Below are 24,675 nucleotides of genomic sequence, written 5' to 3'. Positions count from 1 at the left end.
CGCGCAGTGCTGGGAGCTGCGCGGCCAGCGGTCGCGGCGGATCCGAGCACCGTTCGGACACCCGCGCAGGTTGGACCGCGCGCGGCTGACCAGAACCCGCGCGGATCGGCATGGGAACCGCCGGGCCGCTGACCGCGTCCAAGTTCGAGTGCGATGGATTCGAGGTGGGGTGGCCGTGGCTGCGCTCGTGTTCTGCGGCGCCTGCTCCCCCGGCGTCTCGGGCGAACCCGTCGCGGAGCTGTGGGACCCGTGCACCATTCCGAGTGACGCCGTGGCGGCTGCGGGCGTGAACGCGGAGATCGTCGACTCGGGTCAGTTCGATCAGGGAAACAGTCAGTGGCGGTACTGCTCGTTCCGGCAGGACTGGTTCGTCCTGACCATCTCGTCGACGACCACAGCGATATCAGAGTTCCGCGGAGACAGCCGATCCGTGAACCCAGAGGATATAGATATAGGCGGGCGCCCAGCGCTCAGCTTCCAGCAACTTCCGGGAACTCTCGACGAGGCCTGCCACATTGCGTACGCATCGACCGCAGGGGCAATTGAGTTCGCCGTGAGAAACGCGGGTGATCCATCAACTGTCGGCGACTACTGCGCAGAAGCCAGGCGCATTTCAGGCGCTCTCGAGAGCGCGACACCACCATGACGGGGGCACCGTGACAGGGTTGAACGAGCTCGAAATAACCACGGAGGCCGCGGAGCGATGTGCCCGTGCGTGCGCAGAATTCGCCGAAGGCATCACCGCCGTGAGGTCGACCATCCAAGTGCAGGACTTCGCACAGGGCTTCGGCACCCTCCCCTCCGGCCAGGCGCTGGCGCGCAAGTACTCCGAGCTCGCGGTGGGTGGGCCGGGGTCTTTGTCGACCTTGCTTCAGGCGCACATCGCGATCGCGTCGTCGCTCGCCGACACCTTCACCGAGATGGGTCGGAACTACGAGTCCACCGAAAGCGAAGCGGCACAACGCATCACGCCGAAGTAGCCGTCACTTCAGCGCATCGAGATCCGTCTTCAACAGCATCACGTTGTAGTCGGACCAGCGCGAGGCAGTGAAGTACAGGTCACGCCCACTCGACTTCGGGTGGATGTACGGGGCGTAGACGCCGCCGATGGTCTCCGCCCGCCCGAGCAGAGTTGTCATCGGGCTCCACGGTCCCTGCGGATCCGTGGCGGTGCGGGCGACGATGGAGCCCTGGTTCTCATCGCCGTAGAGCATCACGTACTTCTTCAGGTACGCGTTCCACGAGACGCTGAGCTCGCCGACCGGTTCGTCGACGACCTTCTTCGAATCGGCGACATCGGTCGACCACGGGCGCGCGACATCACCGGTGGAATACTCGTACTTCGTCAGATCGAGGATGTCCGCCGGTTGCACACGGGCGAGAAAGGCTGCACCGAAACGGCCGTTGGGCGTTCCGAACTGGTACAGCCAGCCGTCGGGACCCTTGGCGTATGCGTTCATCTGGAATCGGCCGTTGGCCTCGTTGACCTGAGCGACACCGGGAATCGTGACGCCCTTGTTGACGCGAATGGTCGTCGGGTCCGTCGTCCAGCTCTGCCCGTTGTCCCTCGACGTCGCGATGGCCGAGAAGTTGGTGACCCACCGGCCGGGCGCTCCCCAACTCTGCACGGACATGTAGTTCAGGTACTGCACACCGTCGATGGCGATGGCAGCTGTCGGGATGGTGGTCACCTCGATCTCCGGCAACCGCAGCGTCGGGACGATCTGCTCGGCGTACCGAGGCGTCGCCGGCAGGACGATGGAGCCGGACGCACTGTCGCCGGGCACGGCGTCGGGAACGGTGATGCCGTCGGAGAGGTTGTCGTCGCTGGACCGCAGCAGCAGGTTGTTGCGCCACTGCTGCCCGTTCACCGAGCAGTTGCCGAAGGAGTCACCGAACGCCATGAGCGTCTGGCCTGCGCCGTTGTCCCAGCTGATGCCGAGATCGGTACCCGAGATGCCGAAACGGTCGTACGTGTTGTTGGCGCTGAGAGGTCCGGTCACCCACCCCACGGACTGTGTGTTCCCACTGCGGATCGGGGCGAGCGGCTGCTGAGTCCCGCGCGGGTTGCTGCCCCCGCCGCCACTCGATCCGCTGCTACCGAAGAAGCTGCCCAGCAGTGACGAGCCGGGGCCACCGAGACCACCGCACGGTTCCGCGGACGCGACCGGTGCCGACAGCACACCCAGACCGCTGGCCACCAACGTCAGCGCGGCCCCCACCGCGATCTGCCGACTTCGTGCTCGCATACTCCGACCCCCACCGATCGACTGTGTGACTCATGTGACTGATGTGGTGAGTGTTACCGAAAAGTGGGCACGCCGCAACAAAAGCACGTGTCGGTACTTGACAAATGAGAATTACACGGTGGGTATTTCAGCCACACAATGAGGGCGGCCGGTGCGCCCCCGACGGACGCACCGGCCACGAGGCCCACGTCGGTCCGCGGACTCCAGTCCAGTGTGCCCCTCGGACCGGGCGGTATGCCGAGTCCTGAGTCACAAGCGTTTCGCGTGCACGCTGTCGAGCACCAGGAGAGCCGCACCCTGCACGACGACTGCGGCACCGTGCCCGGAGGACTGCTGCGGCGTCACCCTCCCGCCGAAGGTGGGCCGGTGGTACAGGAGATGTGCACCCAGGGCGACATAGACGACGTCGAGTCCAGTGTTGATCCACAAGGTCTTCCGCAGCTTGTCGGCCGCAACCTCGGTGGACCGGGCCGCCCCGATCCCGGCGATGGCGAGATCGATGGCGCCCCAGCCCGCGGTCTGGATGCCGAAAGCACGGACCGCGGGAGAGCCGCCACCCAACGCTGCGGCGGCGCCGACCGCGACACTGCCGCCGCCCCACCAGAGAAGCCGTCGACCGAGATCCTTCGCGACACTGTGTGCTGACGTCATGGACACCAGTGTGCCCACTCGAGCGGTCAGACGATGCCGGTCTCGTGCAGGGTGCGCACCTCGTCGTCGCTGAGACCGAGCTCGGCGAGCACGGTGTCGGTGTCCGCGCCGTGCGGACGTCCGGTGTGGCGGATGCTGCCAGGGCTCTCCCCCATGCGCCACATGACGTTCTGCATGCGCACCGGCCCGAGAGCGTCGTCCTCGACTGTGGTGACCATCTCGATGGCGTTGACCTGCGGATCGTCGAGCAGCTCGCTCGGCTTGTAGACGGGTGCGACCGCCGCGCCGGCCTCCTCGAAGGCCGCGATCACCTCGTCGCGCGTGCGCTCGGCGATCCACCCACCGACGTATCCGTCGAGCAGGTCGGCGTGGGCCGCGCGCTGACGACCCGTGGCGAACCACGGCTCGTCGAGAACCTCGGGGTGACCGACGAGGCGGAGAACGCGCTCGGCGATGGAGTTGGCACTGGTGGAGATCGCCAGCCAGTGCTCGTCCTTGGTCCGATAGAGATTGCGGGGCGCGTTGTTGCTCGACCGGTTACCGGTGCGCTCCTGGTCGATGCCCAACTGGTCGGCGTAGATGATGCCGGGCCCGACCGCCGTCATGATGGGGCTCAGCAGATCGAGATCGATCTGCTGACCTCTACCCGTCTTCGTCCGGTGCAGCAGGGCCATCGAGACCGCCGACGATCCCGCGATGCCGGCCAGCGAATCCGCCAGACCGAAGGCGGGAAGCGTCGGCGGTCCGTCGGCCGAGCCGGTGAGGTGGGCGAACCCGCTCATCGACTCGACCAGAGTGCCGAACGCCGGCCTCGTCGAGTAGGGCCCGGTCTGGCCGAAACCGGTGACACGCAACAGGATCAGACCCGGATTGATCTCGGACAGCACGTCGTAGCCGAGGCCCCACTTCTCGAGGGTGCCCGGCCGGAAGTTCTCCACCACCACGTCGGCATCCGCGACGAGCTTGCGGAAGACGTCGGCCCCCTCGGGCTTGCCGAGGTTCAGCGTCATGCCGCGCTTGTTGCGGCTGACCATGGTCCACCACAGCGGGTGGCCGTCCTTGTCCAGACCGTGCCCACGCATCCCGTCCGGCTTGGTGGGGTGCTCGATCTTGACGACGTCGGCACCGAAGTCGCCGAGGATCTGGGCGACCAGCGGACCGGCGAGGATCGTCGACGCGTCGAGAACGCGAATCCCCTCCAGGGGCCCGGTCACTTGTAGGGCCTGTGCAGGTAGCGGCCGGTCGGCTCCCCCGCGACAGCGCCGTTGTCGAGTACGCGGTGGCCACGCACGAACGTGTCGGTGACCTTCGCGCCGAGCTCGAAGCCCTCGAAGGGGGTGTACTCCTGCGTGGACTCCGAATCCTCGGGACGCACCGTCCACGTGTGATCGGGATCGACCAGTGCCAGGTCGGCGTCCATTCCGACGGCGATCTCGCCCTTGCCCGGAAGTCCGTAGCGGCGAGCGGGATTGAGCGACGTCAGCTCCGCGATGCGACGCCAGCTGAGTCCGCGCTTGCGGCCCTCGCTGACCAGTCCCGGCAGCAGGTACTCGGCGCCGCCGAATCCCGACTTGGCCGCGAAGATGTCGCCGCGGTCCTCGGCGAACTTCTTCTCGTCCTTGCAGCACGCGTGATCGCTGACCACCCAGTCGATGTCGCCTCCGAGCAGGTGCTCCCACAGGGCCTCGACGTCGTCGCGCGGGCGCAGCGGCGGGTTGACCTTGCCGCCCAGTCCGTAGGCGGTGTCGATGTCGGCGAGCAGGTGACCGATGGTCACCTCGCGACGGAAGTTGACGTGCGGGAACGCCTTCGCCATCCGCATGGCGGCAGTGAGGGCCTTGCGGGAGGAGAGGTGCAGCAGGTTGATGTTGGGCAGCTGCGTCTCGTCGGCGAGGAACGACGCGATGGTGACCGCGAGCCCCTCGGAGTGCGGCGGACGCGAGGCGCTGTACGCCGCGAGGCCGGTGAGCGTTCCCTCCTCCTCGACGAGCTTGGTGTAGGCGCTCATGATCTCGGCGGTCTCGCAGTGCAGCGAGAGCGAGATGTGATCGGCCTTGTCACCGAGCTGCTCCCGTGCGGCCTGGATGCCGCGCATGACGAACTCGAAGTGTGCGAGGTCGTAGCGCTCGCCCTCCGGCGTCATGAGGAATTCGCTCTGGTCGGTCGAGCGCCCGTGCAGCCCGTGGCTGCCGTAGAACATGAAGATCTTGAACGACGTCACACCGTGATCGGTGATGAGCGAGGGGATCTCGGCGATGTGCTCCTTCGACATCGGCGCGAGGTGGTACGCGTAGTCGACGAACGGCTTGCCCTCGGTGGCCTCGAGCACCGTCGGGAACACATCGGCGTACGAACCACCGGTGTTCATGTAGTACTGACCGGTGCGCATGTAGGACAGCGAGGTGGTGACACCGCCCTGCACGCAGGCCCTGGACTCGGTGTAGGCGTCCTCACCCAGCGGGTTGTAGATGCCCCAGTGTTGGTGCGCGTCCACCACTCCGGGGAATGCGACCTTGCCGGCGGCGTCGACGACGGTGTCGGCGCTCGACGGATCGATCCCCGCCTCGATGCGGGTGAACTTCCCGTCCTCGATCAGCAGGTCGAGGAATTCGCCGTCCTCGGGATGATCGGCGCCCGGACGTACGACTCGGGCATTGGTGATCAGAAGCTTCGTCATGACAATCCTTCTCTAGTGATGAGTACCGGCCACGACATCTGCGGCCAGATAAGCGAGTCCGAGTGCGGGCAGCAATCCGTTGCCGGCGAGGTACCCCGCGGCGCCGTGGCCCGAGATGCCCATCGCAGCGCCGCCGGAGGCGAACAGTCCCTCGATCGCGGTGCCGTCGGGTCGCAGGACCCGAGCGTTCCCGTCGACGACGAGGCCGCCCTGGGTGTGGAACAGCGCGGGGACGATGCGGATCGCCGCGTACGGCCCGGTGAGCTCGTGCTCGAACGAGGTGCGCCCGTGCGGGTCCGACTCCTCACTCCGTGCGTACCTCTCGACGGTCGCGAGTTCGTCGACGACGGCATCGGCGGGGAGCCCCATCGGGTCGGCCAGCTCGGCCGGCGTGTCCGCCCACACGACGGCGCCCGAATCGACCGTCTGACGAAAGTCGGTGAACGACAGACACTTGTCGTGGATGTCGCGGTCGATGACGATGACGCCCTCGGACTCCGGGCGGGCCGCGAGATGGGCGGCGTACTCGGAGTAGCCCGTCGTCTCGTCACCGAAGCGTCGTCCCGTGAGGTCGAGGACGACGCCCCCGTGCATGACGGTGGCCCACCCGACCAGGGTCGACGCCTTCTTCGACAGCGCCGCATGCCCCTGGTACGCATCGAGATACGCGGTCGCGGCGCCGAGACGGCCACCGATGGTGAGCGCGTCTCCGCGGGAGTGCTCGCTGCCGTGGTAGCGAGCCTGCGCGATCTCGGGGACGTGGGTGGCGACCCGCTCGTGGTCGCCGCCGTACCCGTTGGTGGCCAACAGCACCGCGTCGGTGGGGATCGTCTCGGTCGACCCGTCCGGGAGCGTGATCACCGCGGCGGTGACGCGACCGTCGTCGACGCGGACGTCGGTCAGCCGGGCCGGTGCCAGAACGTCGATGCGCGGCTCCGCCGTCACCGCGCGCACCAGGTGCTCGAGCAACACGCTTCCGTGCCGACCCTCGACGGTGTGGCAGCGCAGTGCCGAGTGACCGGGGTAGGCGAAATCGGTGACCAGCGACAACGGCACCTCGAGGTGATCCGCCATCCATTCGACGAGTGGCGCGCTCACGCGGGCGAGGGCTCCGGCGAGTTCTGCGTCGGCCGTGCCCTTCGTCTTGCGGAGCACGTCCTCGACGAACGTCTCCGGGGAGTCCTCGATGCCCGCCTCACGCTGCCAGCGAGACCCCGCACCGGGGATCATGGCCGTCGACATCGCAGTGTTGTTGCCGCGCTTGAAGTGGTCGCTGGCCTCGACGACCAGCACGTCGAGTCCGTGCTCGGCGGCACGCAGCGCGGCGATCAGTCCGCCGCCGGCGCCGGCGACGATCAGATCGGGTCCGTCCGCGCTCACGATGCCGGCTCCAGCTCGTCGCGCAGTGCGAGCAGGCGCAGGGCGGTGGCCGTGGGATCCACGACCAGCGGTGTGGTTCGCGGCCCGGTGAGATCGACCGCCGAGCACGCGTTGATGGCCACCGAACACGTCAGCGCACGAGCGTGGACGGTGACCGCATCGGCCCAGGCCCGCGAGTCCGCGATGTCGTCGAACGACAGGTCCATGACGACGGTCGGCTCGGCGGGGATGCCGTAACCCGCCACGCGGCGGTCGAGTTCGGCAGCGATGGCGGCATTGCGGGCGAGGGCGCCGAGGCGGTGGCCCTGCGAGGCGTAGAACGACGCGGTGAGTCGCGTCAGTCCGTACAGGGGACGCTCGAACCTGTCCGCCTCCTCCGCACACGGATCGAGCACGCAGTCGGGCAGGTACCCGTCGAACTCGTCCGGATCGGACGCGCGGAAGGCGGCGGCCAGTGCCACTTCGGACGCTCGGACGTCGGCCTCGGTGTCCAGCGCGCGCGGAGCATCGGGACCGATATTGCGCAGGACGACTGACACGCCCACCGGGCTCAGTGCGTCGTACCGCTCCTGACGTCGCCGGAACTCGGCGAAGTCGACATGGATGGGGGTGTATGCGAGCAATCGCACGAAGAAACTCCTGACGAGAGGTGCGGCATCAGATGCCGAGGTACGCAGCCTTGACGCGATCGTCGTGGGCGAGCTCGGCTCCCGTACCGGTGAGCACGATGGATCCGCTGTCGATGACGTAGGCGCGGTCGGAGATCGCGAGTGCCTGTGCGGCGTTCTGCTCGACGATCAGCACGGTCACCCCGGTCTCGCGGATCCGCACGATGGCCTCGAGGACTTCGGCGGCGAGCTTCGGCGCCAGGCCGACGGACGGTTCGTCGAGCGTGAGCACACGCGGCTTCGACATCATGGCGCGGCCGATGGCCAGCATCTGCTGCTGACCGCCGGACATGGTGTCCGCGCGCTGGGTCCGCCGCTCGGCGAGAATGGGGAACAGATCGAAGACGCGGTCGAGCGACTCCTTCGTGGACCCGCGCTTCTGGGTGTACGCGCCCATCTCCAGGTTCTCGGAGACCGGCAGCGAACCGAAGAGTGCGCGGTCCTGGGCGACGTGCACCAGTCCCGACCGGACGATGCGATCGGCGCGGTTGCCACTGATGTCGTTGCCGTCCAACATGATGCGGCCCTTGCTGGGCGTGACCAGACCCGACAGGGCGCGCAGCGTCGTGGTCTTGCCGGCGCCGTTGGCTCCGATGAGAGAGACGATCTCGTCCTTCTCCAGATGCATCGTGACACCGTGCAGGATCTCCAGTCGCCGGTAGCCGGCGTGCAGATCGTCGATCTCGAGCATCATGCGGTCTCCTCACCCAGATAGGCCTCGACGACGCGGTGGTCCTCGATGACGGTGCGCGGATCCCCCGCTGTGAGGACCGCGCCCTCGTGCATGACGACCAGACGCTCGGACAACGCCATGACCGCGGCCATGATGTGTTCGACGAACAGGACGGTCTGCCCGCCGCTGTGCAGGGAGCGCAGCAGCTCGATCATCGGCGCACGTTCCGCCGGAACGAGTCCCGCGAGCACCTCGTCGAGCAGGACCACCCGCGGTTCCATGGCAAGAGCGCGGGCCAGCTCCAGGCGCTTGAGTCCGGCCGTCGACATCGTCGACACAGTCCCGCCCACCTGGTCGGAGAGCTGCACCCGGTCGAGCACCTCGAGAGCGTGCCGACGCGCGTCCTTCCGCGACTTACGCTTGGACAGTGCGGCGATGGTGACGTTCTCGAGAACGGACATCGACTCGAACGGCCGCATCAACTGGAACGTACGCACCAACCCAGCGCGCGCGATGCGGTCCGCGGGCCACCCCGTGATGTCGGTGCCGTCGAAGATCACGCGACCCGACGTCGGCGGCTGCTCGCCGGCCAACAGCGAGAACAGGGTGGTCTTGCCGGCGCCGTTGGGGCCGATGATGCCGAGAAACTGCTCGTCCGGGACGTCGATGCTGACGTCGCGCACCGCGTGGATGCCCGAGAACGACTTGCTGAGATTCTCGATACTGAGGACGCTCACTTGCGCCACCTCTCGCGAATCGTGCCGAAGATCCCCTTGGGCAGGAAGATCACGATCAGGATGAGAATCACCGAGTAGACCGCCACGTCGAGTCCGATGGATCCCTGGAGGAACTCGAGGAACGCGGGCGGGTTGCGCAGCAGCTCGTTGATGAGCTCCGACAGCGGCCCGATGACCGCGGCGCCGAGCACCGGTCCCCAGATGGTCCCGATGCCGCCGATGACGGCAGGGACGATGGCCTCGACGGACACCGCGGATCCGAATGCCTGCTCGGGGCCCACGAAGAAGTAGTACTGCACGTAGTACACGCCTGCCACGGCCGTGAGGGCGCAGCTCGCCGCGACCGCGATGAGCCGGTACTTCATCGTGTCGATGCCGAGAGAGGCTGCCGCGGTGGCGTCGTCACGGATCGCCTGCACGTACTGCCCCGGCCGGGACCGGACGTAGAAGATGGTGCCCAGCACCGCGAGCGCCAGGATCACCAACGGGATCCACAGGTAGTTGGCACTGCCCTTCTCGAACTGCAGCATCCACCACGAATCACGCGGCAGGATCGGCACGTTGAAGCCCTCGGTCTTGTTGAAGACCTCGAGATTCTGCACGAGCAGCAGGAACATCTGCGCGAAGGCGAACGTCGCCAGGGCGAAGTACGACCCGGCCAGCCGGTAGCGCAAGCACAGGTAGGCAATGGTGGTGCCCACCGCGGCGGACACCACGGCGCCGACGAGCATGGAGATCCACGGCGAGATGCCGTGCTCCACCAGCAGATACGCACCGGTGTACGCGCCGATGCCGAAGAACGCCGCGTGACCGAAGCTGAACATGCCGCCGAAGCCGCTCATGAGGTTCCAGCCGACGGCCATGATCGCGAAGATCAACGTCCGGACCGCGACCGTCTGCGCCTGCTCGCCGAGCACGAGCGGGAACGCGGCGACGACCACGAATCCGATTACGAGCGTGAGCAACTGGCGTCGCAGCCAGGAGTCCTTCAGCCGCGTGTCGGACGCGGAGTCCGTCGAGACATCCGTCGTGGTGGTCATCGGCGTCCTCCGTACAGACCTTCGGGCTTGAGAAAGAGCACCATGACGAACACGGCGAAGACGAGGATCAGCGATCCGGTACCGGGGAGGTACAGGGCGCCGACCGTCTGGACCAGACCGATGACGATGCCGCCGACCATGGCTCCGACGACACTGCCGAGACCGCCCAGCACCACGATGACGAAGGCGAGAATCGTGAACTGCTCGCCCACCGACGGGGTGAGAGACGTGAACGGTGTCATCAGTCCGCCGGCGACGGCCACGCAAGCCGCGCCGATACCGAACGTCAGCGCGTAGACGCGGCCGATGTCGACTCCGACGAGCTTGGCGCCCTCCGAGTTCGACGCCACCGCGCGGATCGACAACCCGAGGCGCGTGCGTTCGAGCACCGACTTCAGCGCGATGGCCACGACCGCGGCACCGACGAACGCGAGCACCCGAGGCCAGGCCGCGACGGTGCCGAGTATCGAGATCGATCCGTCCACGGGCGCCTCGACCGACTTGGGCCGACCACCGAAGACCATGAGGAGCACGTTGATGATGAGCAACGACAACCCGAGTGTCACCAGTAGCGGACCCTCGTGACTCCCGCCGATGGTGAGCTTGGTGAGCAGGGTGGCCTGCACGATCATGCCGAACACGAACATGACGGGAACCGCGAGAAGCGTTGCCACGTAGACGGGCAACCCTGCCGTCGACAGCGCGTACACGATGTACATCGCCAGGGTGAGCATCGCGCCCTGGGCGAAGTTCACGATGCCGAGCACACCGAAGATGAGTGTCAGGCCGACCGAGATCAGCGCGTAGACCCCGCCGAGCAGCAGACCGGACACGATGGCCTGGCCGACCAGACCCTGGTCCTTGCCGCCGACGAAGAAGATGACGGCGAGGATCACCACGAGCGCTCCCCCGACGGCGACGCCGGGATTCACGGCGCGCCGGGTCTTCTCCGTGGCCGCGCTCTCGGCGACGACCGTCACCGGCCCGCTCCCGCGGGGAACTCGATGGCCTCGGTGGCGAACTCGTCCGGGAAGACCTGGGTGACCTGGCCGTCGCGCACCTGCATCACGATGACCGTCGCGTTGGAGTTCTGACCGGTCTCGTCGAACTGGATGGGACCGGAGAAGGCGAGCAGCGGGTCGTCGATGGTGACCCCGGAGATGGCCTCGCGCAACGCTTCCGGATCCGCGTCGGCGCCGTCCTCGAGTCCGGCCGCGATGACCTCGACGGCCTGGTACGACAGCATCGCCGCCGTCTCCATCGGACGGCCGTACTTCTCCTCGAAGCGCGAGCGAATGTCGTTGACTCGATCGCTGGTGGCATCGAAGTGGTAGTTGGCGGACAGCACACCCTCACCGGCGGTGCCGGCGGCAGACGGGAAGGAACTGTCGTCGAAGGCGCCGTTGGCGATGCCGTAGACACCCTTGACGTCGACATTCAACTGCTCGACGGCCTTCGCGATCAGCAGACCGTCCGGGTAGTAGCCCGTCGCGACGATGACGTCGGGGTTGGAGACCGCGGCCTCGCGCACCTGCGTCGTGGCGTCGGAGAAGTTGGTGGCCGGGTACGTGATCTCCTGCACCGAGGAGATGCCCTGGTTCGCGGCCTCCTTCTCGAAGGCGTCGAACACGCTGTCACCGAACGAGCCCTCGATGTGCAGGTACGACACGCGATCGATCGGCTGGCCGGTCTGCTCCTCGATGGCCGCGAGCGCCTTGGCGCCGTCGGTACCCATGCTGGAGGCGTTCGGCTGGATACGGAACGCGTACTGGTAACCCTGGTCGAGGATCTTGTCGTCGACCGCGACGTCGATGACCAGCGGCACTCGCGAGCGCTCGGCGACCGATGCGACGTTCTGCGTCACGTCACTCTGATAGGTGCCCACCAGGGCGACCGCGCCGTCGTCGATCAGACGCTGCGCCTCACTCTGGCCGACCTCCGCCTTGCCCTGGCTGTCACCGGTGACGAGTTCCAGTGGACGCCCCTCGAGCGAGGAGATGCCGCCGGCACCGTTGATGTCCTCGACGGCCAGTGCGGCACCGTCGTTCATCAGTCCACCGACACCGGCCAGCGCACCGGTGGTGGGGTGCACGGATCCGATCTTGATGGGACCCGAACCGTCCGATCCGGACGAGGATCCACACGCAGCCGTGCCCAGAAGGGCCACTGCGGCGAGCACGCCTACGACTTTTCTCATGATTGGATCTGCCTTCCGCGCCGATCGAGGCGCCGAGTCTCGGGAAACCGTGTGACCGAAGGACACGGCCTGTGTTCCGCTCAGCGCACCACTTAGTGGGTGGCTATTCCCTGCAGTACTGAGTATTACACGCATCACTGGGTCAGAACAGGCTCTTTGATGACTTTCTTGTTACGGGTATGGTTCGCTCAGCGGAACGCGCCGAAGCCGCGCACGTACTCAGCGAATGTGGAAGGTTGGCCCCATGGCCGCAACTACCAGCTCGACCGGCACCGACTCCGCGTCGACGGGAACCGAATCGGCGGATCGGGTGGCCGACGTCCTGCTGTCCTTCGCGCAGTCCGACCGGGCACTGGGTGTCACGGAGCTCGCGCGCCGCCTGGACCTGAGCAAGGCTGTGGTGCACCGGATCCTGCAGTCCCTGGCATCGCGCTCGATCGTGCAGCCGGTGGCGGGCGAGTCCACCTACTCCCTCGGCCCGGCGGCCATCGGACTCGGTACGAAGGCATGGAGCCAGCTCGACGTCCGTTCCATCGCCGCTCCCATCCTGCGCCGACTACGTGCGCAGACCCTCGAGACGGCGACGTTGTCCGTCCTGGTGGGGCATCGGCGGGTCTACCTGGACCAGTACGAGAGCCCGCAGGAGGTGAAGATGGTGGTGGAGATCGGCCCGCAGTACCCGCTGCACTCCGGCGCCTCGAGCCGCGCCATCCTCGCGTTCCTTCCGCCGCACTACGCGCACGAGGCCTTCGAGGAGCTGCGGGGCAGCACTCCGGACGCCGACGAGACGACGTTCCTGGCCCGGCTCCAGGAGATCAGGGACACCGGCTACGGGACCTCCATCAACGAGCGCAACACCGGCGCCGCCTCCATCGCCGCCCCGTTCTTCGACGCGGCCGGCCACGTGCTCGGCTCGGTCAGCTCCTCCGGACCGGCCTTCCGCTACTCCTCCACCGCCGACGACGATCACGTGGCGCACGCCGGTCAGGTGCTGGCCGCCGCGCGCGCGATTACGCAGAGCCTCGAAGCGCGGGCCGCCCGATGACCCGCCGCATGCCGCGCTCGTTCCTCTACGTGCCGGCCGTGAAGCCCGCCTTGTTCGACAAGGCCGTCTCGGGACCGGCCGACGCCGTCATCCTCGACCTCGAGGACGCGGTCCCACTCGCGCAGAAGAACACGGCGAGAACCGATGTCGCGCAGTGGCTGGACCGTCCGCGCGACGGTGGAGCGCAGGTGTGGGTTCGCGTGACACCCGAGTTCCTCGCCGAGGACCTCGCCGCGGCGGCGCGACCCGGCGTCACCGGGATCATCGTGGCCAAGTGCGGGGCGGCCTCCCTCGCGGAGGCGGACGAGCGACTCGGAGACGCGGACATCGCGATGGTGGGTCTGGTGGAGACCGCGGCCGCCCTGCGCGGCCTGACCGACCTGGCGAGCAGCTCCCGACTGGTGACCGTCGGCATCGGCGAGGTGGACCTGCTGGCCGATCTGCGGATCACCCGCGCGGCGGACACCGAGCACGTGGTCGACGCCATCCGCGCGGACATCGTGATCGGCTGCGCAGCAGCGGGTCTGGAGGCACCGATCGCACCTACCTCAACCGAGTTCCGCGACCTCGACGCGTTCGTCACCACCACCGCGCACTTCGTGCACATGGGCTTCCGCTCTCGCACCGCGGTACATCCCGGCCAGGTGCCCGTGATCAACGATGCCCTGACACCGGCCGCGGACGACGTGCGCCGGGCGGAGCGCCTCGTCGACCTGTTCGACCGGGCGGCCGGCGGACCCACGGTCGACGACGACGGACGCTTCGTCGACGAGGCCGTGGTCCGCGGCGCCCGGGAGATCCTGGCCCGCGTCCGACTCTAATTCCCCAGTGTGCGAATCGAATCGAACAGCATGCCCGGGTCCTCGAGGTCGGCGAGGCCGGCGCACTGCGCTGCGAAGGCGTCGGCTGCCTGCACGCTCAGCAGACCGCCGACGTTGGCCGTGAACTTCGCTCGGACGTCCTCGAACGACAACGGCCGTTCCGGGCCGCCGCGCGTGGTCAGCACCTCTTCGACGACGGTGGTGCCGTCGGTGAGATGCACTGTGAGAACGGCCGGGAACTGGTGCGGAAAGATGGCGTTGCACTGCGCGTCCGGGACGACGTCGACGCGCGCCATGATGTCGCGACGCTCCGTCGACGTGGCCTTCTCGTCGGTGTAGTCGTCCAGTACCGCACCGAGTCCACCGCCACCGAGTATGCCCACCGCCACCGCGTAGGGTCCGCTGAACTGAGCCATGTACCCGGTCTGCGGTGTGCGCTTGACCTCGATGGGTTCGCCGATGGTCCGGAGGTTGGCAGCGGGGACACCGAGGACGAACCGCTCGACGTCCGCGGGCGTGATGCCCCGACTCCGCAACGCGGCCGCCGCGTCGAGAGCCGCGTGCGTGAAGTGGTTGGCCGGGTAGGGCTTCACGAAGAGACCCGGCGCGGCCCAGGTGCTGCCCAGGCCGTCGGTGATCTCGGCGGCGCGCCCGCTCTGGTGCAACCACGCCTGAAAGAATCCGAACCTGCCCTCGAGCACCGTCGGCGGTCCGGTGATGCCGTGCCGAGCGAGACCGGCCGCGGACACGCCGGAGTGCGCCGCCCACCCGCAGTGCATGCGCTTGACCGTGCCACCGGTGCGGTTCGCCTCGATGATGCCGGCCGCCATCGACGCCGCGATACCGAGCGTGTCGACGATGCCGTCGGCCGAGGCGCCGCCGATCACCGCGGCAGCGGCCGCACCGCCCATGGCTCCGCAGATGGACGTGGCGTGCTGCCCGTTCTCGAAGAACACCGAGTTCTTCGTCTCCGGATCGAAACCGGCCATGCCGAGGCGGACACACACCTCGAGGCCGATCGCAATGCCGCGCACCAGGTCCCGGCCGGAGGCACCGTGCTGCTGCGCCGCGGCGAGTGCGGCCGGTACCACCGACGCACTGGGGTGCAGCACCGAGGGCAGGTGGGTGTCGTCGAAATCGAGGGAGTGCGCGAGCACCCCGTTGACGAAGGCCGCGAGTGTCGGCGGGAGGTTCTCCTCCACTCCGACGGCCGAGGCGACGGCTCGACCGCCCTGCTCCCGCGCCCACGCGGTGGCCATCGCACTGGTGTCGAGTTCCGTGGCCGCGATCGCGATCCCGAGCGTGTCGAGGACGCGGAGCCCGATGCTGTCCACCACGTCGGCAGGCAGATCGTCGAACGAGTGCTCCACCGCGAACTCCGCCAGCGTGCGGGCGAGTGTGGACTCGGTCATGCCGACACCACCGCGAGGGGGCGCACCGGCGATCCCGTGGCGCCGAAGATGTTGAGCGGCACCAGGACGAAGGTGAACTCGTACGTCCGGGTGCGTGCGAGCTCCTCGAGATCGAGGGCCTCGATGATGTAGATGCCGCTCTCCACCAGCAGGACTCGATGAGCGGGGAGCAGCGCGTGGCCACCGCCCGGCGCGAGGCGCTCGAAGGCGATGGTGTCGGCGCCCGCGGCGTGCACCTCTCGGGACGCGAGCCACTGCGCCCCGGGCTCGCCGACACCGGGAACCCCGGACGGACCACCGACGTAGGGCTGACCCTCGTCGAACAACTGCGCCCACCCACTGCGGATCAGCACGACGTCGCCGGCCGACACCTCGACACCCTGGGCGACGCAGGCGGACTCGAGGTCGTCGACCGTGATCTCGTCACCGCCCTCGAGCCGCTCGATTCCGCGCACGGCCGGAATGTCGAGCAGGATGCCGCGGCGGATCATCGGCGCGATCGTGTGCACACCGAGCTCGACGTACTTGCCGCCGACACCGGCCTCGGCCGCGTCGACACCGCCGTGCATCTTCCCCTCGTGGGAGACGTGGGCGAGCGCGTCGATATGGGTGCCGACATGCGTTCCGGTGGTGATCATGTCGTTCGCGGCGCTGCCGCCGTCCGACCGGGTCATGTCGCCGTGCCGACGCGGAAGCGTGTGCCAGAACTGCGGGTGATTCGGCGACTGCGGCATACCGACCCGCAGCTGGCGTCCGAGATCGACCGTGCGTACACCGGCCGTGACGGCCTCGAGAAGTCTGTCCGACATGGCTCGATTCTCTCCTCTGGACTGGGTTCACGGTGCACGCTGTTCCGCTGAGCGGATCGACACCGGAGACACCGGGGTGCCTGACTGTTGTCGATGCCGACCCTAGCAGCCCTGATCACGTCCGGCAGATGTATTGACCAGCACGAGTGTCAGTCCTAGCGTTGTCGCATGACCGACTCGGCAACGTTCCTTTCAGCGGAACAGGTGCGACTACGCATCGACGATCTGGCGCGGTTCTGCGTGGACCTACCCGCGACCGGTACCGCGTACGAGAGTCGGATCCGCACCGTGCTGCTCGACCTTCTGGGTGTCACCCTGGCGGGAGCGCGGACACCGGAACTGACCGCGCTTCTCACGCGGTGGCGAACCGAACCGGGCACGACGGCCACCGTCGGTCGCGGCGCCCGCACCGGCGTGGAGACGGCGGCCTACCTGGACGCGATCGCCTCGTGCTGCCTCGAACTGGACGAGGGCAACAAGTACGCGGCGGGTCACCCTGCCGCCCATGTGCTTCCGGCCGCCGTCGCAGCGGCCCGCCTCGGCGCACAGCCGGTGTCGGGCGACCGGTTCGTCGCCGCCGTGGTGGCCGGTTACGAGGTGGCCACCCGCTTCGGTGCCGCATTGACCCGCGACCCGAAGTGGCACACCCACGGACACTGGGGAGCGACCGGCGCCGCCGCCGCCGCTGCCGTCGTGTGGGATCTCGACGCCGAGCGCACGGCGGCCGCGATCGACGCCTCGACCGCGCTCGTGCACGTCGCACCGTGGGCCGTGGTGCTCGCGGGCAACTTCGGCCGGAACCTGTGGATCGGCGGCGCCGTCCGTGCGGGACTCGACGCCGCGCGGTTGTCCTCGGCAGGACTGGTGCACAACAGCGGCGCGGCGGCGACGACTCTGGGGGACATCGTCGGCACTCTCGATGCCGACAAGCTCGCACCCGCGCCGGACGGCACGTTCGCCCTCGATCAGGGGTACGCGAAGCGCCATGCCAGCTGCTCGTACACCCACGCCGCCGTCGACATCGTGCAGGCTCTGCGCACGAACCTGGATATCGCCGACATCGCGAGCGTGCGCGTCCGCACCCACGCGCTGGCGGAACCCCTGTTCGGTCGGCACCCCTCGACGCGGCTCGGTGCGATGTTCTCGCTGCCGTTCGTCGTGTCCGCCGCGGTGGTGGCCGGAAGCATCGACGTGGAGACCCTGACGCCCGGCAGCGCGACCTTCCGTGCGGCGCAGGAGTTCAGCGCACGGGTGGACGTCGAGTCGTCGCCCTCGCTCACGGCGCTGCTGCCCGACCGACGCGCCGCGGAGGTCGACATCGTTCTCGTCTCCGGCGAGACCGTGTCGGCCGGTTCACCGGATCCGGTGGGCGACGTCGACCATTTCCCGTTGGACCACGCACAGATACTGGAGAAGATCGAACGGCTCGTCGGCGCGGAGGACGCCGGGCGGATCGATCGCGTGGTCACCGATGTCCTGCATTCTTCGGACGTGGTCCGAACTCTGACCGCACTGCCCTAAGCAGCGCGTTCCGGCGGAAACCGACCACCCTGTAACGTGCCGCGCGCCCCGCGCGACGTGTGGTGTGACCCGTTGCTGCCATTCACCTGAGGACCTGCATGACCGCGTATCCGCCGCCGTTCCAGCCGCCCCACATCGAGGCCCGCAAGAAGGGCAACAAGGGCAAGATCACGGCCGCTGTCGCCGCCTTCGTGGGCCTGTCCGTCGTCGGACTGGGGCTGATGCAGGAACCCGAACCCGTCGCCGCGAGCGCGGAGACCACTCTCACCACCACGTCGGCCGCACCGACCACCACTCCCCGCGCGACGACCACCACCCCGCGGCCGACCACCACCACGTCGACGACCACTGCCGTCACGATCACTCCCGAGACCGTCACCGTGTACGCACCGCCGCCCACCACGACGGTGCCGTACGTCGAGACCCCGTACGTTGAGGTGCCGGACGTCGACGTGCCGGACGTCGACCGCGCCTACGTCCCGGCGCCCGTGCCATTCGTCGCGCCGGTACCCGCACCGGCTCCGTACGTCGCGCCGGCCGTCGTTCCCGAGTCGTCCGGATCGACGTACTACACGAACTGCACCGCGGCTCGGAACGCCGGCGCAGCGCCCGTCCGCGTGGGCGACCCCGGCTACGGCTCGCACCTGGACCGCGACGGAGACGGCGTCGGGTGTGAGTGAGCTCAGCGCACGCTCTTGAGAACGGTCACCGCCGGCTTGGCCACCCCGTTCGAGCGGTAGACCCCGAAGTAGTTCTCCTTGTCGGGATTCACCGCGGTCATCGCGGCGCGGTCTGTGGTCTCGTAGAAGAAGATCGGCCCGGCCCACGAGTAGGACAGGCGGTTGTCGACGGCCTGTCGGTAGGCCGTCGCCTGTACCTGCTCGCTGACGCTCGGGTCGCCCGCAGTGGCGGCGCCGGCCTCGGTCATGACGATGAGCTTCCCGGCGTCGCCGTTCTCGGTCATGATCGTGCGCGCGCTCTTCTGGTAGATCGTGCCGTCGGGATTGGTGAAGTCGACGCTCATCTGCGACCACGCGTTCCAGTCGGCAGTGTCGTTCGGCAACGCGGGCGCGGTGTACGGGTGCCAGCCGACGGCGTCGAAGTACGGTCCGGCGCCGAGGTCGTACATCTGATCGAGGTAGGTGATCGGTGAGACGGCGTGCCCTTCCGGGCTCTGACCCGTGGTGCCGTAGGGGGACAGTCCGGCGGCCACGATGCTGATGGTGCTGGTGGTGGCGGCCTTCATCTTCGGGTAGGCCGCCTTCAGCAGATCGACGTAACCCTGCACATTCGGCTTGCCCGTCACCGGGTCGGCCCAGAACATCCACAGGTTCGGCTCGTTCCACACCTCGAACGACCGAACCCCCTGCGGCGCATACCTGCTCACGACCTTGGCGGCGAACGTCGCGTAGTCGTCCGGGTTCGTGGGCGGTGTGCTGCCGTCGCTGGTGGTCCGAGCCCACGGCGGTGTCTTCTGGATGAGCAGCAGGACGTTGAGGGACTTCGCTTTGGCCGCCGCCACAGCACCGTCCGGACCCGACCAGTTGTAGGCGGTCGGCCCACCGTCCTGGACGTACCACCAGTCGATCTCGATGCGGACCCACTTGGCGCCCGTACCCGCGACCCGGGTCGCCTGTGCCTGCTGGGCGCTCGAGCTGCTCCGGAAGTCGATGCCGTTGAGCCCGATGCCCTGGCGTCCGACATACGGACTCGCCGCCGACGCGGTCGGCACCGACAGGGTGGCGATCACCGTCGCCACCACCAACAGAATCTGCGCAACGCGTCTACCGACCTGCATGACCGACTCCCCGACCGATTCGGCTACCGCGACACGCGGAAGCTCTCGGTGTCAGAAGTACCATCAGTCACACCAGTCACACAGGTAACACGCCGAACGCCGGTTCGATCACCTCAGCGCGCGCTTGAGCAGCTTGCCGCTCTGGTTACGCGGCAATTCGTCCATGAACCGCACCTGCTTGGGGATCTTGAACGGTGCGATGCGACCCGAGACGTGGGCGATGATCTCCTCGGCGGTCACCGCACGACCGTCCTTCACCGTCACCACCGCCGTGATCGCCTCGATCCACTTCTCGTCCGGAACGCCGATCACCGCGACCTCGGCCACCGCCGGATGGGTGTAGATCGCGTCCTCGACCTCCCGCGACGCCACCAGGATGCCGCCGGTGTTGATGACATCCTTGATGCGGTCCACCACCGTCACGAATCCTTCCGCGTCCCGGGTCACCAGATCACCGGAGTGGAACCATCCGTCGCGGAAGGCCTCGGCCGTGGCGTCCGCGTTCTCCCAGTACCCGTCGCACAACTGCGGTGAGCGGTAGAGGATCTCGCCGGGTTCACCGTCCGCCACGTCCTCACCGTCGGCGTTCACCACCCGCGTCTCGACGAAGAAGACGGCGCGCCCGCACGAGGCGGGCCGTGCATCGTGCTCCTCCGGCTGCAACACCGTCGCCAACGGACCGATCTCCGACTGTCCGAAACAGTTGAAGAACCGAAGGTCCGGATACCGCGCCCGCAGCCGCTCCAGCACCGTGACCGGCATGATCGATGCCCCGTACTGCGCCTTGGTCAGGGACGACAGATCGCGGGTCTCGAGATCCGGGTGTCCCGCCAGAGGGACCCAGACCGTCGGCGCCAGGAACAGCGAACCGATGCGGTCGGCCTCGACGCGGCGCAGGATCTCCGCGACGTCCGGCTTCGCCATCAGGCGCACCGTCGCGCCGACCGACAGGTACGGCAGGGCGAACACGTGCATGCCGGCCGAGTGGTACAGCGGCATCGCGATGAGCGGGGCGTCGTCGGCGGTGAACGCCAGTGCCAGGACGGACGAGACGTACTCGCTCACCAGCGCACCGTGAGACATCATCGCGCCCTTGGGCTTCGACGTCGTTCCCGAGGTGTACAGCAACTGGGCGAGATCGGTGGTCAGCACCGTGGGCAGCGCGACCGACACGTCGGGAAGGTCGAGAAGCTCCTGCAGAGAGAGCACGACGTCGAGATCGAGACCCGTCCGCACGGCGTCGACCGCCGGCGCCAGAGCGTCGTCGACCAGCAGCGCGCGAGCACCGGACTGGCGGACCAGGTAGGTCAACTCGTCCTCGACGAGGGCGTAGTTGATCGGCACGTGCACCAGCCCGGCACGGCAGCAGGCGAGTAACCCGACGATGTAGGAGTCGGAGTTGGTGCCGTAGGCCGCGACCCGCTCTCCCGGTGCGAGCCCCGTCGACACCAGGTACCGAGCGACGCGGGACACCGCCGCGTCCAGTGCCGCATAGGTGTGCGTTCGACCGTCGAACTCCAGGGCTGCCCGGTCCGGGTACCGACGCGCCGACCTCGTCAGGACTGCGTCGACCGTGCTCGCGCGAACATCAGCTGTCATACCTCGGACACTAGAGAAGGCCGGGCGCCTCCGGTGCCCGTTCGAGACGAGCGCGAAGGAGCGACCACTCCGAGGCGGTGACCACGGACGGATTCGACTGCTGGGGCGACCGGAGCATCTCGAGTCGGTCCAGCCCGGCCGTCCCGGCGCACTCCGCGGCCGTCACGGGCTCGCCGAGCGTGGTGATCTCGGTGGGAACGTGAAGGCGCGGATCGTCGGGATCGTGCATGTCGACAGCGGGGCCGAGCACGGTCCCCACGCCCCAGAATCCCCGCGCGGGGTGCACGCCGGATCGGTTGCTCACCCACAGCAGGATGGGCTGACCGGCCGCCATGAGGCGCGAACGGTAGTTGGGCGCCACGCACCAGTCACCGCCCGCGTGCCCGTCGGCGAGCAACGAGGCGACGTCGGTCTTGCGGGGATTCACCGTGATGACCCACGCCCCGAGAGTCCGGGCCGTCACCTTCTCCATGCGCGCGTCCTCCCTGATTCCTGTGAGACTCCAGTAACATTTTGCTCGGAAATGGGTATAAGTCAGCGACTGACCCACCAACCGAGGACACGTGATGCCAGCACATCGGCGACCGACTCGCACCGGACGACGGATCGCGGTGATCGGCGCCGCGGTGACCGTGCTCGCCGGCGCAGCCACCACGACGATGGTGCTGTCCGACAGTGCCCCCGCCACGGCCAGTGCCTCGGACGCCCCCGCACCCGCCGCGCCGGTCACCGCAGTCGACACGCCCGTCGCCCTCGACACTCCGGCGGTGCAGATCGCTCCCCTCGCCCAGCAGGCCGCTGAGGAACCGTTCGACGCCTTCGCCGAGATCATGCAGATGGCTGGCTACCCGACCGACCCGGACACCGCCGCCTTCATGGACACCTCGGTCACCTCGATCTGCCGAGACCTCGCCGTCGGACGCACCGGAGTCGACATCCTCGCCGACACCGCCGACCGCACGCGAGTGCGCGGATGGTCGGACGAGCAGTCGGACGGACTCGTCTACATCGGCGTCGCCTCCACGTGCTCCGCGTACTCGCACCTGCTCCCCTGACACTGGAAATTCACCGACCGGCCTCCGGCCTTCCCGCACGTCAGCGCCGGAGTTGCCGTGCGCCGTCCCAGCCGGGCGGCGGCGGTGCCGTCGAACTCCACGGATGCCCGCGGTCGATCCACACCCGGCGCCAGGATTCGGGCGTCACCCCCAGATCGTCGTCGGTGACACCGAACTCGTAGCCGCACGACGGGCAGATCTCGTACGACGGGCCCGCCTCCGACCACGGCGGGTCCGCGAGACCGGGGTAGTGGCAGACCGGGCAGAGGTGAGTGGTCATTCCGGAACTCCTGGTTGGCGGTCCCAGTACGACGCACCGGATCCGGGCTTGAAGTATGTCTTGGTGGTGCCGTCCGGCGTGTAGGACGCGAACGTGTTGGTCTCCGGGTCGTACATCCGCACGGTGCCGTCCGGGCCGACCTTGACCTGATGCGAGCCCTCCGTGCGGAACCGCGCCGCGAGGTCGGCGTACTCGTCGGCCGACCGTGCACCCACGTCGGCGCCGTGGCGCGCGAAGTGGTCGTCGAGCGCACGAGTGGACGACCACCCTGCCGGCGGCGGACCGGCCGCACGCTCCGCCGCACTGACGTCGTCCAGGCCGACGGGCACACGAGTGGTCAGATCCTCCACGTCGTCGGCAGCTCGTCGCACCGTCGCCATCGACGTCTCGGTGCGCCGCATCCGAGCGAACGCGTGCAGCGCCGCGATGACCGCGCGCACTCTCGAGGCGGTACGTGCGAAACGACCGGCCGTGATCGCCGCTCCCGCCGCGGCCGACAGTCCCGCGGACACGAAGGCCAACCCGATACCGACCGCGACGGCCGCCGCCTCCTCCACTGCGAACTGCTCGATCAGGTCGCGGATGTCGCGGCGCGTCTTCTCGAGCTGCTCGGCGTAGTCGTGGCACGCGGCGGCCAGCCCCGAGCACGCACCCGCCACCGCTTCCACTGCCTCGGACAGTCGACGGAGGTCCCGCACCATCGCGTCCCGCTCCGGCACGTTCACGGCACCCAGATCGGCTGCGGCACCGCGCACCTCGGACCGTGCGTCGAGCATCGCCTGCCCCAGCACGATCCACGCGCTCGACGCGTCCCGCAGTGCGTCGGTGTCGCCGTTGGGGCACGGCACGCCGACCGCGTCGGCCAGCTCCACCGCACCCTGGAGCCCCGGGCCGAGGTCACCCACCGCGCTCGGGTACTCGAGCTGCCGCGCGGCGGACGGTGCCCGTCCTGCCGGCGGCGGGGTACTCGGAACCACCGCGATCGACTCCGCCGCAACGTGATTCGCACCCGCCTGATCGACGAGCCGCGCCAGCACCGACGTCGCCGAGAACGTCGTGGCGAGTGCGCGGGAGAGATCGACGACGGATCCGTCGTACGCCCGGCCCCACTGCTCACCCGCGGCGTCGCTTCCCGCCATCGCGGCCCACGCGCGCGACGCACCGTGGTGGACGTTCACCGCACTCGCCATGATCTCGTCCGCTCGATACACCGACCGAGCCGCCTCGGCGTAGACCTCGGGTGACACGTCGAGAACGACCGGGGGCGCCATCAGTCGCGCCCGAACATGCGGCTGTTCGACTGGAGGGCCGCGGTGTACGACGAGTGTGCCCGGCGCGCAGCGTCTCTCATGGTCTCGACACCGACCGCCATCTCGCGAGCCCCAGCCGACCATGCGCTCTGCGCGGCGCGATGAGCCTCTGCCGCCGTGCCCTCCCACGGCAGGGCGGACACCCGCACCGACACGTCGTCGAGCGCGACCCGCGTGGCCTCGGCCAACCGCGTCAGCCTCACGACCACGGCATCCAGTTCGGCCAGGTCCACTCGGTAGCCCGTCACACCGCACCCGCGATCGCGGCCGCGGCCGTGTCGTCCTGTCCCGCATAGGCAATGGCTGCGATCTCGAGTCGACCCGCTGAGTCCTCGAGCGCCGCGACCACCGATCGGGCGCCGTGATGAACGGTGCCCCACCCGTCGACGAACGCCGTCGCCGCCAGGCCCTGCCACGAGGCGGACACCGCGGCGACGACCGAGGCGGCCTCCGCGACCTCCCGCTCGAGATCCAGCGACACCCTGCCCAACGCCCTGGCCGCGTCCACCATGGTCGCCGCGTCGACAGCCGTGTGTTCCATGCCGTGCTCCCCCCGCCCGGCGCCGGCGACCGGTCGTCGGCGGCGTGTGCAGGCATGGACGGGCAGGACTCACGTTCGGTTCCCGCGGAACCGGTCAGCAGTGTCCGGACACACGAATGCGGCGCCTGCCCCGTGCAGACGCCGCATTCGGATGGTGGTCACTGTGCTCCGTGGTGACGGTGCACGGTGAACAGATCAACGCTGCCCCCTCG

27 protein-coding genes are annotated in these 24,675 nt (G+C 68.4%); 7 read left to right on the top strand and 20 right to left on the bottom strand.

Translation table 11 applies throughout. The annotated features are described in order from the left end of the window. The first annotated feature begins 175 nt into the window (after positions 1-175). The gene (locus OHB23_RS08655) at positions 176-646 is read left to right on the top strand and encodes a DUF3558 family protein (RefSeq protein ID WP_328811310.1); all 471 of its coding nucleotides are present in this window, start codon (positions 176-178) and stop codon (positions 644-646) included. Between the two features lie 100 nt (positions 647-746). After that, positions 747-980: a hypothetical protein gene (locus OHB23_RS08650; protein ID WP_328811309.1), complete on the top strand. Its 234-nt coding sequence runs from the start codon at positions 747-749 to the stop codon at positions 978-980. A gap of 3 nt (positions 981-983) precedes the next feature. Here the strand turns inward: OHB23_RS08650 and OHB23_RS08645 are convergent, their stop codons facing one another. From OHB23_RS08645 to OHB23_RS08595, 11 genes are all read right to left on the bottom strand, one after another. After that, a complete protein-coding gene (locus OHB23_RS08645; protein ID WP_328811308.1) occupies positions 984-2,249 on the bottom strand; it encodes a DUF4185 domain-containing protein in 1,266 nt (421 codons plus the stop codon). Between the two features lie 249 nt (positions 2,250-2,498). Next, positions 2,499-2,900, bottom strand: coding sequence for a DUF6992 family protein (locus OHB23_RS08640; protein ID WP_027504763.1), 402 nt, complete (start codon positions 2,898-2,900; stop codon positions 2,499-2,501). A gap of 26 nt (positions 2,901-2,926) precedes the next feature. Next, positions 2,927-4,114: a CaiB/BaiF CoA transferase family protein gene (locus OHB23_RS08635; RefSeq protein ID WP_056442086.1), complete on the bottom strand. Its 1,188-nt coding sequence runs from the start codon at positions 4,112-4,114 to the stop codon at positions 2,927-2,929. Continuing rightward, complete coding sequence (locus OHB23_RS08630; protein WP_222649674.1) at positions 4,111-5,577, bottom strand: dihydroorotase; 1,467 nt, start codon at positions 5,575-5,577, stop codon at positions 4,111-4,113. The genes OHB23_RS08635 and OHB23_RS08630 overlap by 4 nt, the downstream gene beginning before the upstream one ends. Positions 5,578-5,589: 12 nt before the next feature. Further along, the gene (locus OHB23_RS08625) at positions 5,590-6,957 is read right to left on the bottom strand and encodes an FAD-dependent oxidoreductase (protein WP_328811307.1); all 1,368 of its coding nucleotides are present in this window, start codon (positions 6,955-6,957) and stop codon (positions 5,590-5,592) included. Then, complete coding sequence (locus OHB23_RS08620; RefSeq protein WP_328811306.1) at positions 6,954-7,586, bottom strand: hydantoin racemase; 633 nt, start codon at positions 7,584-7,586, stop codon at positions 6,954-6,956. Before OHB23_RS08620 ends, OHB23_RS08625 begins: the two co-directional genes overlap by 4 nt. A gap of 28 nt (positions 7,587-7,614) precedes the next feature. Then, entirely contained in the window at positions 7,615-8,319 is a 705-nt protein-coding gene (locus OHB23_RS08615; protein ID WP_328811305.1) for an ABC transporter ATP-binding protein, read from the bottom strand. Continuing rightward, on the bottom strand, positions 8,316-9,035 hold the full coding sequence (locus OHB23_RS08610) for an ABC transporter ATP-binding protein (RefSeq protein ID WP_197027740.1): 720 nt from the start codon (positions 9,033-9,035) through the stop codon (positions 8,316-8,318). The genes OHB23_RS08615 and OHB23_RS08610 overlap by 4 nt, the downstream gene beginning before the upstream one ends. After that, complete coding sequence (locus OHB23_RS08605; protein ID WP_056442070.1) at positions 9,032-10,075, bottom strand: branched-chain amino acid ABC transporter permease; 1,044 nt, start codon at positions 10,073-10,075, stop codon at positions 9,032-9,034. The genes OHB23_RS08610 and OHB23_RS08605 overlap by 4 nt, the downstream gene beginning before the upstream one ends. After that, entirely contained in the window at positions 10,072-11,055 is a 984-nt protein-coding gene (locus OHB23_RS08600; RefSeq protein ID WP_027504755.1) for a branched-chain amino acid ABC transporter permease, read from the bottom strand. Before OHB23_RS08600 ends, OHB23_RS08605 begins: the two co-directional genes overlap by 4 nt. Continuing rightward, entirely contained in the window at positions 11,052-12,272 is a 1,221-nt protein-coding gene (locus OHB23_RS08595) for an ABC transporter substrate-binding protein (protein WP_222632939.1), read from the bottom strand. The genes OHB23_RS08600 and OHB23_RS08595 overlap by 4 nt, the downstream gene beginning before the upstream one ends. 244 nt (positions 12,273-12,516) lie before the next feature. On the opposite strand from OHB23_RS08595, the gene OHB23_RS08590 reads away from it, so the two are divergent. Continuing rightward, the gene (locus tag OHB23_RS08590; protein WP_222645593.1) at positions 12,517-13,317 is read left to right on the top strand and encodes an IclR family transcriptional regulator; all 801 of its coding nucleotides are present in this window, start codon (positions 12,517-12,519) and stop codon (positions 13,315-13,317) included. A gap of 8 nt (positions 13,318-13,325) precedes the next feature. Continuing rightward, positions 13,326-14,138, top strand: a complete 813-nt coding sequence (locus OHB23_RS08585; protein ID WP_328811304.1) for an HpcH/HpaI aldolase/citrate lyase family protein — start codon at positions 13,326-13,328, stop codon at positions 14,136-14,138. On the opposite strand, the gene OHB23_RS08580 is transcribed toward OHB23_RS08585, so the two are convergent. Both OHB23_RS08580 and OHB23_RS08575 read right to left on the bottom strand, forming a co-directional pair. Then, positions 14,135-15,550 carry an MmgE/PrpD family protein gene (locus OHB23_RS08580; RefSeq protein WP_328811303.1) on the bottom strand — a complete coding sequence of 472 codons (1,416 nt, stop codon included), beginning with the start codon at positions 15,548-15,550 and terminating at the stop codon, positions 14,135-14,137. The two genes, OHB23_RS08585 and OHB23_RS08580, sit on opposite strands and share 4 nt — an antisense overlap. After that, the gene (locus OHB23_RS08575) at positions 15,547-16,359 is read right to left on the bottom strand and encodes a cyclase family protein (protein WP_328811302.1); all 813 of its coding nucleotides are present in this window, start codon (positions 16,357-16,359) and stop codon (positions 15,547-15,549) included. Before OHB23_RS08575 ends, OHB23_RS08580 begins: the two co-directional genes overlap by 4 nt. 168 nt (positions 16,360-16,527) lie before the next feature. Here OHB23_RS08575 and OHB23_RS08570 point away from each other — a divergent pair, with 168 nt between their 5' ends. Continuing rightward, a complete protein-coding gene (locus OHB23_RS08570; RefSeq protein ID WP_328811301.1) occupies positions 16,528-17,880 on the top strand; it encodes an MmgE/PrpD family protein in 1,353 nt (450 codons plus the stop codon). Between the two features lie 98 nt (positions 17,881-17,978). After that, positions 17,979-18,560 carry an excalibur calcium-binding domain-containing protein gene (locus tag OHB23_RS08565; RefSeq protein ID WP_328811300.1) on the top strand — a complete coding sequence of 194 codons (582 nt, stop codon included), beginning with the start codon at positions 17,979-17,981 and terminating at the stop codon, positions 18,558-18,560. 2 nt (positions 18,561-18,562) lie between these two features. Here the strand turns inward: OHB23_RS08565 and OHB23_RS08560 are convergent, their stop codons facing one another. The 3 genes from OHB23_RS08560 to OHB23_RS08550 all read right to left on the bottom strand — a co-directional run bounded on the left by OHB23_RS08560 (position 18,563) and on the right by OHB23_RS08550 (position 21,749). Further along, positions 18,563-19,678 carry a cellulase family glycosylhydrolase gene (locus OHB23_RS08560; protein WP_222639510.1) on the bottom strand — a complete coding sequence of 372 codons (1,116 nt, stop codon included), beginning with the start codon at positions 19,676-19,678 and terminating at the stop codon, positions 18,563-18,565. Positions 19,679-19,786: 108 nt separating this feature from the next. Beyond that, entirely contained in the window at positions 19,787-21,277 is a 1,491-nt protein-coding gene (locus tag OHB23_RS08555; protein ID WP_328811298.1) for a fatty acyl-CoA synthetase, read from the bottom strand. Between the two features lie 10 nt (positions 21,278-21,287). After that, entirely contained in the window at positions 21,288-21,749 is a 462-nt protein-coding gene (locus OHB23_RS08550) for a hypothetical protein (protein ID WP_328811297.1), read from the bottom strand. A gap of 94 nt (positions 21,750-21,843) precedes the next feature. Here OHB23_RS08550 and OHB23_RS08545 point away from each other — a divergent pair, with 94 nt between their 5' ends. Continuing rightward, positions 21,844-22,332, top strand: coding sequence for a hypothetical protein (locus OHB23_RS08545; RefSeq protein ID WP_328811296.1), 489 nt, complete (start codon positions 21,844-21,846; stop codon positions 22,330-22,332). A 40-nt stretch (positions 22,333-22,372) separates the two neighbouring features. Here OHB23_RS08545 and OHB23_RS08540 read toward each other — a convergent pair whose 3' ends face one another. From OHB23_RS08540 to OHB23_RS08525, 4 genes are read right to left on the bottom strand one after another with little or no spacing between them, the layout of a single operon-like run. Continuing rightward, a complete protein-coding gene (locus OHB23_RS08540) occupies positions 22,373-22,612 on the bottom strand; it encodes a hypothetical protein (RefSeq protein ID WP_328811295.1) in 240 nt (79 codons plus the stop codon). Next, complete coding sequence (locus tag OHB23_RS08535) at positions 22,609-23,883, bottom strand: WXG100-like domain-containing protein (protein ID WP_328811294.1); 1,275 nt, start codon at positions 23,881-23,883, stop codon at positions 22,609-22,611. The genes OHB23_RS08540 and OHB23_RS08535 overlap by 4 nt, the downstream gene beginning before the upstream one ends. Beyond that, entirely contained in the window at positions 23,883-24,170 is a 288-nt protein-coding gene (locus OHB23_RS08530; RefSeq protein ID WP_307091549.1) for a WXG100 family type VII secretion target, read from the bottom strand. Before OHB23_RS08530 ends, OHB23_RS08535 begins: the two co-directional genes overlap by 1 nt. Continuing rightward, a complete protein-coding gene (locus tag OHB23_RS08525; protein WP_056442041.1) occupies positions 24,167-24,463 on the bottom strand; it encodes a WXG100 family type VII secretion target in 297 nt (98 codons plus the stop codon). Before OHB23_RS08525 ends, OHB23_RS08530 begins: the two co-directional genes overlap by 4 nt. Between the last annotated feature and the right edge of the window lie 212 nt (positions 24,464-24,675).

Origin of the sequence: Rhodococcus sp. NBC_00294 (assembly GCF_036163995.1) — a bacterium.
Classification (GTDB): domain Bacteria; phylum Actinomycetota; class Actinomycetes; order Mycobacteriales; family Mycobacteriaceae; genus Rhodococcoides.
Note: the sequence above shows the minus strand (reverse complement) of the source record. Positions and strands in the feature narration are given on the sequence as shown.